6 protein-coding genes and 1 pseudogene are annotated in these 15,436 nt (G+C 44.9%); 2 read left to right on the top strand and 5 right to left on the bottom strand.

Annotated features, from left to right (window positions below):
- Nucleotides 1–57: 57 nt before the first annotated feature.
- From DW800_RS19795 to DW800_RS07560, 5 genes and pseudogenes are all read right to left on the bottom strand, one after another.
- Entirely contained in the window at nt 58–1,368 is a 1,311-nt protein-coding gene (locus DW800_RS19795; protein ID WP_227224301.1) for a family 43 glycosylhydrolase, read from the bottom strand.
- Nucleotides 1,369–2,727: pseudogene (locus tag DW800_RS19920) on the bottom strand (glycoside hydrolase family 28 protein); the annotation flags it as partial.
- 8 nt (nt 2,728–2,735) lie between these two features.
- Entirely contained in the window at nt 2,736–4,820 is a 2,085-nt protein-coding gene (locus DW800_RS07550) for a six-hairpin glycosidase (RefSeq protein ID WP_119957943.1), read from the bottom strand.
- A 23-nt stretch (nt 4,821–4,843) separates the two neighbouring features.
- The gene (locus DW800_RS07555) at nt 4,844–6,868 is read right to left on the bottom strand and encodes a RagB/SusD family nutrient uptake outer membrane protein (protein ID WP_044468179.1); all 2,025 of its coding nucleotides are present in this window, start codon (nt 6,866–6,868) and stop codon (nt 4,844–4,846) included.
- Nucleotides 6,869–6,880: 12 nt separating this feature from the next.
- The gene (locus DW800_RS07560) at nt 6,881–10,204 is read right to left on the bottom strand and encodes a SusC/RagA family TonB-linked outer membrane protein (RefSeq protein ID WP_044468177.1); all 3,324 of its coding nucleotides are present in this window, start codon (nt 10,202–10,204) and stop codon (nt 6,881–6,883) included.
- Nucleotides 10,205–10,520: 316 nt separating this feature from the next.
- On the opposite strand from DW800_RS07560, the gene DW800_RS07565 reads away from it, so the two are divergent.
- Both DW800_RS07565 and DW800_RS07570 read left to right on the top strand, forming a co-directional pair.
- Nucleotides 10,521–14,561 (top strand): two-component regulator propeller domain-containing protein, encoded by a 4,041-nt coding sequence (locus tag DW800_RS07565; protein ID WP_044468176.1) that lies wholly within the window; start codon nt 10,521–10,523, stop codon nt 14,559–14,561.
- Nucleotides 14,562–14,630: 69 nt separating this feature from the next.
- Complete coding sequence (locus DW800_RS07570) at nt 14,631–15,071, top strand: DUF6078 family protein (protein WP_044468175.1); 441 nt, start codon at nt 14,631–14,633, stop codon at nt 15,069–15,071.
- The last annotated feature ends 365 nt before the right edge of the window (nt 15,072–15,436 follow it).

A 15,436-nucleotide genomic window follows, 5' to 3' on the forward strand; every position in this document is an offset into this window, starting at 1 on the left:
ATTTATTCAATTCCCATTTATATCCTACAAAAGTAAGTAAAACATCACTATTGGTTGCTATCTGAATCGATAAATATTATCAATCGTAACAAATGTATTGTCGCTTCCATAAATAGCTTTTGTCTTGTCAGTCCATACCGGCTTTATCCCCGTCACCTCTATTGACAGAGTATAGTCTGCCTCAGGCATTTCAGGAGTAATAATCCGGATAGCTTTCTCCGGATATTTACTGTAGAAGTCCACCAACGAAGAATAAACCGTATCTTTCTTTGCATCCAATATGCTCACTTTTGCATATCCGCTATGAGAATCAGACTCCCCCACCACGGCTACAGCAGTTCCCTTGAAAGCTACCGACAACACACTGCCTTTTGTATTTGAAGTCCATCGGCCGTCCTTTCTCCTCCAGCCGGCAGAGGGCATCATATCCTTAAAAGCTATTTCTTCCTTACCTTGCAATATATCCACCGGTTGCAAAGTATGAATATCCCAGCATTGCCAATACTCGGGGATTGACAGTTTTGTTCCGTCCACTTGCATCGGCATCCACACATATGTAGCAGCAGAAGCCTGATGAGGATAAGACCAACGGTCGCCCATGAACATAGGTATCGTATCGTTTCCGCGTTTCAACGGGAAGACAAACGTACTTTGAGAATTGTACGTCAACTTGCCTGCGGGACAGAACAGTCCTTGCTTCGTCCAGGGACCTTCAATCTTCGGAGCTGTGAAGTAGAAATTATCATTCTTTTCCCAACTGGTCAGATTGGAGTATAACATATAATAAACACCATTCTTCCTAAACATGGCCGGCGATTCACCGGCACCTTCCACATAAGCCACTTCTGCTTCCACCGAACGGTAATCATCACTCAAACGATAGATCGGTCCATGATGAATAAGCAGATACCCTTTACCGTCCGTATCCTGAAAGGTTCCCATATCCCAACGCTTCACGGGCTTGCCTTGATAAAGCAGCGGCCCTTGCAGCTCATAGTCGCCATTAATCGTCTTGCAAATGGCAACACCGATATAAGGGTCTTTATATCCCATATCATCGGCATGCATCAGCATCACGTACTCTCCGGTCTTGGGACACTTCATCACCTTCACACGCTCACCTACCCGGTCAGGGCCAAGTATTCCATCCGGCTGTACCTTCAGCACTACATTCTCGAATTTCCAGTTCACCAAGTCGTCCGAAGAATAACAACTGAAACCGGGAAAGGCATTACTCTCATCCGACTTCCATTCACCAAAAAGATAATAACGTCCTCCGTCTTCTACAATGCAGGCACCGTGTGCATTGACAATGTTTCCACGGTCATCAAACCAGGGAATGCCGTTACGTACCAGGCTGTTGCCTATCGTTACATTCTTCTCTTGTACATGCTCGGCATGACTGATTCTTTTAATAAAGTCATTGACCTTGCCTACATGTACATCTTCAATGAATACATTCCGGATAGGCAGCTTTGCATCTCCTTTCAGTTCATAAACCGCATCGGCCGAATCACACAAAACATTCTTCAGATAGATGCCGTCAATGCGGGTGATGCGTTCTTCATAAGTGGGCACAAGGTCTTTCCACTGATAAAGCACATCCGTATCAATCTCCAACACGCGCTGCACGTGCCCGGTCTTGATATTTTCCATGTAGATGTTCTCAACAAAAGCCCCCCGGCGATGGTTGGTCTTTACAAAGAAAAGACGTCGGACAGATTGGGGAACTTTGCAATCGTGCATATACACATTACGGATACCTCCCGATATTTCGCTACCAATGCCTAACAGAGTATGCCCTTCCAGAATATTGCAATGGCGGATAACGATATTCTCAGTCGGCATATTCAGTCGCCATGCATCCCGGTTGCGTCCGGCTTTAATAACCACTGCATCATCTCCCTGATCGAAAGTGCAATCTTCTATCAAGAAGTTGCGTGTCATTTCCAGGTCGATACCATCGTTGTTGTGTCCGTGCGCTTTTACATCCAGATTACGGGCTATGCCACCATCGCACATATACATATGAATAGTCCAGAATGGGCTTTCACGTATCTTGAATCCATCGAGCAACACATTCTTGCAACGGTTGAACTGAATCAGATGGGGACGCAGATGGTTCTTGCCCACTGCCATCTGCCTTTCCTCAACCGGAACATCTGTTGAAGCCATCGTATAAAGCTGCTTCAGTGCCTCCATGTGAGCCTCCGGACGGGCAAACCAACTTTTCCAGGTATCCATTTCCGGGCTTAACATCCCCTTGCCCGTTATGGCAATATTCTCACATTCAAAAGCATAAACCAACGGAGAGTAGTTATAACACTCCATACCTTCCCACGAAGTCATTACGGCAGGCAGATAATCTGATGGATTGCCCGTAAAACGCAATATAGCATTTTCCGTAAGGTAAAGGTTTACATTACTCCTGAAGTGAATAGGGCCCGTCAGCCATTCCCCCTCGGGCACCACTACTCTACCGCCACCAGCTTTGTTGCAAGCGTCGATAGCCTTAGCAATGGCTTCCGTATTATCTGTCACTCCACCTTTGGCTGCTCCATACTCTGTGATGGAGAAATCTTTCTGAGGATAAACAAACTCCTTTATGGAATTCATTGGGAAAGGAGCGTCCACATTTATCGCCTTATACTGCCCATAGGCAGAAAACAAAGAAATGGCTGACAAGCCGAACGCCCCCAAAGCTCTTTTCAATAATCCGTTTCGCATAGTATATTCTATAATCCTTTATTAACCAATAAATAGTAGACCAGCGCCCAATCCTGATCATTGCCATAAGGATCGTAGAACTGAGCCTTCACCCCATCAATCTTATATGGATACATGTAGGCGCAAGAAGCCTTCCCATCTTCAAAGAATAGGCAAAGATTATTCCTTACTACATCCTCGGCGCGCTTCTGGTAACGTTTATCACCGGTGCAGAGTGCATAAAAATGATAAACAGCTCCGGTTGCCGTACTCCAATAATGCGGGAAGGTATCACCAAACATTTCCCGTTTACCAAACCAGTGCCCGTCCCAGTGACGGATAGCCACCTCATTCAGATGATAACTGGGCTGAAAGCCATTAAAGGCCTCCAACACCGGCATCTGGCGTTTCACTTCATCCAGATATTTCCGGCTGCCGGTTTCCAGATAAAGTTGTGCAAGGAACTGAATAGCCGGAGCTACGATGCTTTGTTCGTAATTCACTTCATGCGCCGGATAGTTCAATCCATTCCTGATGAAGACATCTCCCGTCTTTATGAAATCGTCCAGCAATTTCTCGTACTCCTTCTTCATGCCGGTTTCTCTCAGAGCCTGCAATCCCAGGCGTACCGGGATGCCGATGGCGTAAAAACCATTACCAAACTGGCGGAACATTGCCTGAAGCGTTTGATAACCATCCATAGCATATTGTTTGTCTCCGGTCACTTTATACATCTGAAAATAGAACTCTGCCACCCACATATAATTATATCCACGGTTACGATTCTTCCGGTCAACGCTCGAATAGGTTACGTAATCATCGGTCTGCAGTTTCCCGCGTATAAACGTTGCATATCTCAGGAGCGATGTTTTCAGCTCCGGGTCTTTTGTCAACAAGTACTGTTTAGCCAACAATACTCCCATGCCTACACGCTCCGCCCCTTCATCACGATCCACCGGATTGCAATTCGGCGTGTCATTCAGGTAGATGCTGTCTCCTTCATTATCATAAACCATGTAAGCGCCGTCGCGCAAATCTGCCGGATTATTCATTTGCTGATGAGTGCGGATAAAGTCAACACGCTTTTGTATCAGTCCATCCGTATTGTTGATTACCAGACAGTCGGCATGTGTCTGCTTATCTCCGTTATAATAAAAATCAAATCGGGCTTCACCAGCCTGTTCCATCGGCATCTCCACCACATACATGTTTCCTTCCGGCTTGACAGATACCGGAACGCCGTTCAGCCTGGCCGTACATTCCTTCAAGGGCCGTGCACTGCGAAGTTCCACACGTGCCTTTTCTCCTTTTTCAAAAACATACTTATTGCACGAAACGAGTACACTGCCACGTTCCAGCAGTTTGTTGCGGAAATCCTCATTACCGGCATGAGAGAACAGATGCCATTCCAACGAATAGCTTTCTCCCGGTTTCAGTTGCATATCGGGCAAGTTCAAAGCAAAGATGCCTCTTGTATGGGAGTTCGCTTTCTGACGTCCACGTTCCCATACCTCATAACTCTTGATGGCACCCTCTGTCACCACCAGTCCCAAGTGAGGAGCAAAGCCTCCCATACGAATGGCATTTACATAAGCCGCACTCCCACCTTCCCAGATATGGGCATTAGCACGGGTGTTGATGCACTGTTCCGCATCAGGATAGTTATCGTTGAAAGGCGTATAGATGCCGATATCATAGATGGAAACCGGTACTCCGCCTTCATTGGTGAAAGTATATCTTTCTACCAGGTCGTCCTGTTCAAACACCCTTATCACCCGGATGCCGATATCACTCTCACGATAAGTCACTTCCATGCCGTCGGCACTCATTTTAGTAGGATTCATCCATTCCTTCTTTATGCTCTCCCGACCTTTGACTACAGTAAAATAGCCCAATCCCCAGCCATAATTCTCCTTTATCCAAGGATACTGGGTACCGTCTGTTTTTACCACCCAATTCATGTTGCGCTCATCACCTTGTATCTTCATTTCGCTGAGAGCACCGGTAGAAGCATTACTCTTCACTTCTATAGGAGAACTCCCCGCAAACAGGAAACCTGATACACTCAACATACCGACAAGCGTCCCTATTCTCTTCAATAAATGTTTCTTCATGATATTTGTTTTAGCATTTACGTCTATCGTTCAGCCGGCGTATCGGCATCAGTCTTCCAATACGGGTTCTGATAGATAGGAGAACTTTCGACAGATACTCCGTCCGGGGCTGTAATCAAGAATTGTTTTGCCATAATCGGTTCAAGGTAATGCCCCATCTTCCAGGTATAACCATCATAACACCTCTGACCACTGTTACGCCGATAAGGACGAAGATACTCACTATCCGATTTCTGCGATACGGTAGCACTTGCTGAACCGTCGGCCACCAAACCGTTATACCATTTCTCCATCGGAGTATTCCAAAGATGTATTCCCTCAGGAATATACGGTTTGGCAATCAACTGATCCATTGCCCGCCAACGACATACATCCATGTATCGAAGCCCTTCGGAAAGGAATTCGCAACGGCGTTCACGACGGATATTATACAGAGTCTTGTCCGTCAACAATTGTCCGGCAGAATAAGCGCCCCAATCATTCTCAGCTTCCTTGCTCATATCGGTGGCCGCAATGGTAGCTTCAATATTATCACTGACATTGGCACGACGACGAATAATCTGCCAATATTCACGGGCCGTACCATCAAGCATTCCGTTCCTTTCATAACTGGCTTCCATGTAATTCAGCAATGCCTCTACAGAACGATATAGAACTACGCCGACAAAACCTGCCCATACATCCTGATAATGCTTTACATCAAAAGCTCCACCTTTTCGTAAGAGATAGCCGGTAGTGGCACGTGTCTGGTTAGCGCCATCCGTTATGCCGGGATATGGCTCCGTACGATAGAAGGTACTGAGCGGACTTGTGCCATCAACCAGAATATTCTTCTGTCCGGGTTCCTTCAGGAAGACAGAAAGACGTGAATCCCGATTGGCACGAACATCGGCAATCGTCTTATCTCCTTTATAGACTCCATTACCTTCGGCATAAGAGCCATTGGCATAAACCGGCGTACCGTCCGCCATCAGGAAATTCTGTACGTAACTACGGGTCACCCCCAATGCCCAATTACCTTGATTGGCACCTACACACACACCATGCGTAGATATTCCATAGGTATATTGCTTCCACAGCAATACTTCCGAATAAGAAGAAAGGTCGTCCGACACATACATATCGTAAAACGGATTGGCAACTTCGCTTGCGCTTTGTGGCAGTATGCCTGTATTGGCTGTCAACGAGTTCTTATACTTCTCCGCTACCTCTTTCGAAGCAGAGATAGCTTCATCAAGAAAGTAATTGATTTCATTTTCAATGCTCCCACTCGGATACTGATAATTGGCATTATAATCCTTTGACTTACCCGGCCATCCATCACCATTGGGTACAAACGCCGTCCCCTTAAAATATTTCAGCCAGGTTCCTTCGTACAAGGCAACCCGCGATTTGATGAGCAGCGCAAGGTCACGGTTAATGCGGGTAGTTGCCATATTTTTCCCATCCATCAAAGTTGCCGCCTTATCCAAATCCGACAAAATAAAACGTGCAACCTCGTTACGTGGCATACGTTTACTGGCTTCACTCAGCACAGTTTCATCATCCGGCAATGGTTCAGTGATAATAGGGAAATCACCAAAAGCCCGATAGCGCTTAAAATATTCGAGCGCACGCAAAACGTACAACTCACCGATATAGTGCCTGATACTTGCCAAATCACCGGAAATTGTATTTTGTGAGCCACTCAGGTCTTCTCCAAACCGAGGCAGCACTTCCGAAAAAAAGAAATTCAATCTATAAATCGTTTCAAACGACCAGTTTCCCTCCGAATAGGGTACTTTCCATTGTCCCTCAAAGAAACGGTCGGGAGCCACTTCGGATATTTGGTTATCGGTATATTGATCATCTGTTTCATAATACCCGCGATTACTGCCGGGAAGAACGCGTGGATATATTTCATCCGCATAGGCTTGTAACTGGGAAACTTCCGTAAAGTATCTGTCCGGATCTACCGCAGACTGTGGTTCACTGTCCAAAAAATCGTCGCAAGACACAAAAGAGAAAACAAATGTTGCGGCTAACGCTATTCTATATAATGATTTCATATTATAATACATTTAAAAAGTTAAACTCAAACCGAATGACCACGTGCTTGACAACGGATATACGTTACCTCCGATACCACCAGTACAAGTCTCAGGATCAAACACATCAAACAAAGAAGTAAAAGTCAACAAGTTCTCGCCTGATACAAACAAACGGCATTTGGATATACCGGCTTTCCGAGTCCACATGTCAGGTAAGGTATATCCTAATTGCAGATTCTTCAAACGCATATATGCTGCATTCTGCATATAGCGGCTCTGTATCCGCTGGTTCTTGGCACCATCCGCATCGGTCAGCAACGGGCGTGGAAAATAAGAATCAGTATTTGCAGAAAGCTGATGACCTTCCAGTCCTACCGGTTCCTCACGGAAATAGTCATTATGCTGTTCAAAACCACGTATATGCCATTCATTCTGGTTGCCTTTCACTCCCCAGAAATAGCCACCCGCCTCGTCATTTTTAGTAGTTGCATCACCACCGGGCCAGAAATCGTGCTTCAATACCCCCTGCAAGAAACAACGGAAATCAAAGCCTTTCCAGTCGGCAGTAAGGTCGATACCAAAGAAATAGTGCGGATTGGCATCACCCAGTAATTTCAAATCACCATGATCGCCCAAAGTATTGGCACCCGTAGAGATTTTACCATCGCCATTCAGGTCTTTGTACATAATGTCACCGGCACTCCATTGCGAACCGATAGCGCTTTGTCCGCCATTAGGCAACGATGCGAGATGCGCATCCATTTCCTGCTGTGTCTTAGCTATGCCGATTGTTTCGAATCCCCAGATTTCATTCAGTTTCCTACCGGCCAGATATGCCGACTTATTCACTCCTCTACTGGAATCGTAAGTAGTCAGGGAGTTTGTTTTGTTACTCGGATAACTGTCTATGTAAGTCTGTTGGTCGGACAATGATATTGCAATGCCATAGTTCAAACCGTTCTTCAAGCGGTCTCTCCATGCCAATGAAACTTCCCATCCTTTGGTTTTCAAATCACAGTTATTGGTTTGAGGAGGATTGACTCCCAATGTTAGAGGTAATTCAGGAGCATCTCCCACCATATCCTTTGTATAACGAACAAAGTAATCGAACGAACCGGTCAGGCGGTTATTAAAGAAACCATAGTCAAGGCCGATGTCCCAAGTACGCACCTTTTCCCAAGTCAAAACCGTACTAATCAAATCACCAACCTTTGCCGTATTGGGCTTGGTTCCCCCTTGCAACCAACCTCCATTCAGAATACCCAAAGACATAGTCCGGTAAGTAGGATACCACGTGTTTGTATTTTGATTACCCAATTGTCCATAAGAGAAACGAAGTTTCAACAAATTGGCCACGTCTTGTATCGGTTCCCAGAACTCTTCTTGTGCAATGTTCCAACCCAAAGAGAAAGATGGAGACCACTGCCAACGATTGCCGCGACGGAAACGGGAAGTACCGTCATAACGGATGTTGGCCTCTGCCAGATAACGCCCCTGATAATCATAATTCAGACGTCCAAAGAATCCGGCAGTCGCCCATCTGTTGCTATATCCCTTGACAGTAGCATCTTTAGACAATCCGCTACTTAACTGTCCGTTTGTCAGGTCAAACTCCGGCATGTCTTCCATGATCAGCCCATTCTTAAACACATTAAGATTGCTTTGCTCCATCTCTTCAACCTGAAAACCTCCCATAATCTTGAAATTGTGTACAGTGTTGAATGAATGTGCATATTCGCTATAGACATTCAGGTTCAGATAGTTTTCCTTCTTGTCTTCCTGATATAATCCAGAATCCTGCTCACGATATAACCTGGTCCCGGTGGGTCCCAATTGATAGGAAGGCAGAGTAGTTTCCTTTATCTTCTGGTTCATGATGCTGTAATTAAACTCCACGTTCGTAATCCAATTCTTCACCGGTTCAAAGATTAGAGCGGCCTGATAGTAATGTCGGTCGGTCTGTACGTCACGCTGCCCTCCTTGTTCCAATTCAACAGCATTATAGCCAAAGATATTTCCGTTAGGATCATACATCGGAATATTAGGCCAGTTCTGACGGCCGAACATGCGGTAAAAGTTATCATTGAACTTACGCGGACGCCACACATCGTTCCGGGTAAAGCGTGCCGTAAAATTGAATTTCAGCCAATCGGTCAATTCACTGGTAAACTTACCCGTAGCATTGTAGCGCTTCATGCCATCTTCGCCAATTCTCAACAAACCACCCTGGTCAAGATAGTTGAACGACCCATAATAGGTCATCTTTTCACTACCACCCGATATGCTGACGTTGTGTTCCTGAGAAAAGACCGAACCCTCGTATAGCTCATCATAAATATCATTATTGCCATAAGCATATGCCCATACATCATTCCATGCTTCGGGATTGCTGGGGCTGGGGTCCATTCCTCCCGTAAGCTTACCGGATTGATAGTCAAGCATCTTCTGCATGGTTTCCGTAGAAAAACGAGCGTCTTTATTGCTATTCCTGAGAGCCGAATTCATATAAACAGCAAAGGTATATGAGTCCATCGACTCCGGAAGCCCGATAGGACTGGCCACGCGAAAACTGTTGTTATAGTTAACAGTTGCTTTTCCTGCCTTTCCTTTCTTCGTCGTAACCAAAATTACGCCAAATGGTGCACGGGAACCGTAGATAGAGGAAGCGGCCGCATCTTTCAGTACCGAGATGTTCTCAATATCCTGTGGGTTCACCGTATTGATGTCACCTTCCATACCATCAATCAGAATCAACGGCGAACCGCTTGAAGAACCAATAGTCCCCGTACCACGTACGGAAATATTCATATTCTGGTCCAAAGCTCCGGAGTTGGTCGTAATCTTCAATCCCGGCACCAGCCCTTGCAAAGCCTGAGTGGCCGATGATACCGGACGAGATTCCAGCTCTTTCGCTGTAGCAATGCCCACCGAGCCGGTCAGGTTCACTTTCTTCTGCGTACCAAAACCTACTACAACCACTTCATCGAGCATTTCCGTATCATCTTCCAACATCACATTAACAACTTTACCGGCAACCGCTTGCACTTCCTGTGTCTTATAACCTATATAAGAGATGACAAGTGTGGCTCCCGGTTTCACCGTAAGAGAGAAATTACCGTCCATATCCGTGATAGTTCCATTGGCAGGATTGCCTTTTTCTACGACACTGGCACCAATAACCGGTCCCATTGCATCTTTCACCACACCCGAAACGTAGATTTGTTGCTGAACAACTTCCATAGCGGCGTCATTGCTTTCAGCCATCACCGCAAGGGGATGTCCGGCAATGCAACCAGTACAAAGCAATAAGGCTGCAAGCGCCTTCCGATTGTTTCTAAAAGAATCTGATTTCATTGTTTTCCTTTTAAATTAGATAATAATAAGGTTAATTGAATCTCCAAGTTATCCCCGAAAAGGGATGTGCAAATATATCGCAGTTTATTCTAAAAGGCCGGAGACAAATTCGTTTTCAAATAAGGACAAATTCGTCACGACTGTTTCGCCCCTGCATTTGACATATCTGTCTCTTCGTAGGGAAAAAGGGTGCACATAGAGGCAAATTCATCAAACAACAGAGGCTGATAGGGCAAAAACGCAATGGAAAGTATACACAAAAAAGATTTATTGTATCTTTGGGGTGCAAAGATAATCACCAAATTCAGGAACTACCATGCGAACATATACACACTTCTTGCTGCTATTTTGCTTGTGGTTGCTACCTGCTGCCGACAGCTTGGCACAACCTTATACCCTACGACATCTGGGAGTGGAAGACGGGCTGTCCAACAACTACGTGCGCGACATTGCACAAGACCGTCAAGGATGTATCTGGATAGCAACAGAACTCGGACTGAACAGGTTTGACGGATGCAACTTCACCACCTACAAAAGCAATAACACCGGACTGAGCAGCGATGCGTTGAATGTGCTGTTGTACGACGAAACGGAGAACTTACTTTGGATAAGCGGTAAGTTCAAAGGCATTTGTGCACTGGACTGCTCCACTTACCGGTTCAGAAGCTACGGCGAAGCGGAAGGAGCAAATATCGACAATGTCGTTCACTTATCACACGCCGCCAATGAAGGGATATGGATTACAATGCATCATGGAGACATTGTTTATTATGACAAGCGTTCCCAAACCTTCACATCACTATCGGACAAAGGAATCAAAAGCCTGAACACTTCGAACTGGTGTACTTTTGATGATGGGGCAGAAAATCTATACATCGGACATGCCCAGGGAGGAATGAGCATTGTCAACCTGAAAGACAAAAGCATCCGTAACTTCCGCTATGAAGCCGGCAACCCCAAGAGCTTGCCCGGCAACAGTGTCTATTCCATTTATAAAGACCATCTGGAAAATATCTGGGTAGGAACTAACCGCGGGCTCGGCCTATTCAATCCCAGAACCGAAGAATTTACAGTATTCCGGCACGAATACAATAATCCCTACTCCCTAATTGCCGATCACATTTACAATATCAGGGAAATGGCCGACGGCACCCTATGGATAGCCAGCGACATAGGCGGCATCAGCATATTAGACCTTCACAGCATCACATTCCGCAATCCCGAAAGCATCCGGTTCCATAACATAACAGCCGACAACGGCAAGCACGGAGTATCCTCTGGTAATATCCGCAGCCTACTGCAAGACTCTTTCGGTAACATCTGGATAGGGAACTATGGCAGCGGAATAGATTTCATCAGCCATACACAACCCGTGTTCCATTCATTACCTTATATGACAGGAAACGGCAAGGAGTTGAAATACAAACCGGTATGGGGGCTTTGCAAAGATGCAAAAGAACAAATCTGGTTGGGAGGCGAAAATGAAGTATGCCTTTTCAAAGATAATAAGTTCATAAAAAGCATTGACATTACAAGCAAATTATCAAGACCTTACGGTCAGGTTTTCTCTATCATTGACGCCGAAGATGACATCTTATTGCTCGGAATCTATGACGATGGCCTTTTGAAATACAATACCAACACCAATCATATTGAAAGGATTCTGCTGGATATAGAAAACATAGATATAATCACTTTCTTTAAAGACACCGATGGAACGATATATATAGGTGCGGAATATGGCATATACACTTATACCGACGGCATCCTCAACAAAGAGAACAATATAACCAAGCTGCTCCCTGACAAATCGGTATATGGAATCTGCCGTGACCGCCAAGGCAAACTTTGGGTAGGTACCTATGGAGGAGGAATAGCCATTTTCAACAAAGACAACACACTCCTTACTATTCTCAGTACAAACACCAGTTTCTGCTCCAATGCCATCAATCACCTCCACATGGACATCCAGGGAGGAATCTGGGCAGCAACCCGTAACGGTATAGGTTACATAAAAGACACCAACCGCCCTGAAGAATTCGAGTTCTATGGCTATAGCCAGGGACTCGAAGATACCTTTGTCCGCACTATACAGGAAGACAAGAAAGGAGGCATCTGGCTTAGTACCAACGATGGAATCTCTCACTGGAATCCGCAAAGGCAAAAGTTCGAGAATTACGACTATCGGGATGGAATTCCCATAGGAAATTTTATCGAAGGCTCGGCATGCTGCATGCAAGACGGTACACTCTATTTCGGCTCATTGAATGGAGTCTGCTTTTTCAATCCAAAGAACCTTACAGCAGAACAGCAAGTGGCTCCCATACAAATCATCGAATGCAAAGGCCTTAACAACCAAATAGAAAACCGTAGTGGAGAAACAATGATACAGCCATCCGGCGGAAGTATCGAATTGCCACACAACCGGAACTCATTTCGTATATCCTTCTCCGTACCCGACTATTCACAAAGCCGCCTGGTAGAGTATGCCTATCTCATTGAAGGCTTGGAAAACTCATGGACCAATACATTGGGAGATAACCAAGTGACCTTCCGAAACATTGCTCCGGGTGAATATACTTTCAAGGTAAAAGCACGGTTAAGAAATCAAGAATGGGATGACAAGCATATTGCTGCCATGAAAGTCCATATTCATCCTCCCATATGGCTGACTTGGTATGCTAAAGCATTCTACATATTAATCCTATTATTGGGGGGATATATTTGGTTCCGCTTCTACAAACGCAAGCTGATGTTGGAAAGCTCACTCGAACTGGAACGTAAAAAGAGCTTAAACGAACAAGAACTCAACAATGAACGCCTACGTTTCTACACCAATATTACCCATGAGCTACGCACTCCGCTGACGCTGATACTCGGTCCGCTTGAAGACTTGGTGAATGACTCCAATCTACCGGTATTCTACAGCAACAAGATAAGGGTGATTCATGACAGTGCACTACGATTGCTAAACCTGATAAATCAGATACTGGAATTTCGCAAGACAGAAACGCAAAACCGAAAACTCACAGTAGCAAAGGGAAATTTGGGAAATCTGGTTACAGAAATCGGATTACGGTACAAAGAATTGAACCGCAACACTAAAGTGAAGTTCCACATCAGCATTGATACGGATAAGACTAAACTTTACTTTGATGCAGACATCATCACTACCATATTGAACAATCTGTTGAGCAATGCCATAAAATACACCCCGGAGGGAACTATTTGTCTGATTATGCAGTCTGTGCAAGAGCAAGATAACATGTATACGGAAATCATTGTCAGTGACACCGGATATGGAATCAGTACGGAAGTATTGCCGCACATTTTCGACCGCTACTATCAAGCCGACAGCAAACATCAAGCATCGGGAACCGGTATAGGACTTGCATTGGTCAAAGCCCTGGCCGACTTGCACGAAGGTATTCTGTCAGTTGAAAGTGAAGTAAGTAAAGGGACAACCTTCACTTTCAGATTACTGACCCAAAACACTTATCCTCATGCTCTGCACAAAGAAGAAAACCCGGAAACCGTTCAGAAAGAAAAACCAAAGGAAGAAGAGGAAAAAGAAGAGACAGACATGCTTCCCGTAATCCTGATAATAGAAGACAATGATGACATCCGCGAATACATAGCCACATCCTTCAGCAGCAACTACCGGATTATCACAGCCGCCAACGGCAAAGAAGGTGTGAAGCAGGCTTTGAAGTGCATACCGGACATCATCATCAGCGACATCATGATGCCCGTTATGGACGGTATCGAGCTTTGCAAGACCATCAAGGAAGATATACGTACCAGCCATATCCCCATCATTCTCCTTACAGCCAAAGATTCCATACAAGATAAGGAAGAAGGTTACGAAAGCGGTGCAGATTCGTATCTGACAAAACCTTTCAGTGCCAAATTACTGAACAGCCGCGTACAGAATCTGCTGGAATCACGCAGAAAGTTGGCTCACTTAATTGCTGACCGTACCAAAGAACTGAAACCGGAAATTCTTCGAGAACCCATGAAGATAAACAAGCTGGATGAGGAATTTCTAAACAAGCTGACCCGGATTATTGAAGAAAACATAGAAACCGAAAAGTTAGACATATCCTTCATAATGGACAAGATGCACATGAGTCATTCCACCCTCTACCGAAAAATAAAAGGACTGACCGACATGTCGGGCAATGAGTTTATCCGGAAAATCAGACTCAAAAACAGTTTGAGACTACTGATGGAAGAAGGCAACAACATATCGGAAGCGGCATATGCCAGCGGTTTCAACGATTTGGGGTATTTCCGGGCTTGCTTTAAGGAAGAATACGGAATGACACCTTCAGAATACATCAAACGACAAAGGTAGATATTCAGGAAAAAAACAGTCGATTCCATATTTTATCTTTACCTTTGCACATATATATAGAACATAATAATGGAAGATTATTTCGACTACCAGTCTGTGCCTTATGGCTTTGCGCATTGCTTCCACAGCCAGTGCATCCATAAGGAAGAATGCCTGCACCATCTGGCCGCTATCAATTGTACCTCGCAATATCCCACCTTAAGTATCATCAACCCGAACCGTATCCCTGCCGATACCACCGACTGCCCTTATTTTCGGAAAGCCCAAAAGTACCGAGTAGCATGGGGCATCCGGCATCTGCTGGACAATGTACCCCACAAATGTGCAGCCCCGATGAGGAACCAGCTTGTAGGACACTTTGGCAAGACCACCTATTATCGCTTTTACCGCCAGGAACAAGGCTTGTTTCCAAAGGCACAAGCATATATCCGTCAGGTTTTCAAACAATACGGAATTGCCGAAGAACCGAAATTCGAGAGATACAGCGAAGAATACAGCTACAACGATTGAAGCATCCGGACAGCTCAGCTCTTACAAAGTTTATTTTTGAAAAACATCTGTCATGCTATCACGCAGAGGGGGATATCCTTTTGATTATAAACCGATTAAAGCGTGAAAGATACCCGTGATAGATAAAAATCTTCACAACCATCCATCACGCCATAACAAAAGCAGTATCCGATACTTACTTCATTCACCACAGAATAGTGCTATATGCTTAGTTCTCAGTATGAAACTTTTAGTTTCTTAATCAAATACTATTGGTTTCAACCTTCTAAAATAAAAGTTTCAACAAGAGAAACTGAGAGTTTCCCTTAGGAAAACCATTGGTTTCAACAAGTAAAACCTTTTGTTTCAATAGCCGGAAACTATTG

The organism is Bacteroides sp. AM32-11AC (genome assembly GCF_003603515.1).
In the GTDB taxonomy this organism is placed as follows: domain Bacteria; phylum Bacteroidota; class Bacteroidia; order Bacteroidales; family Bacteroidaceae; genus Bacteroides; species Bacteroides uniformis.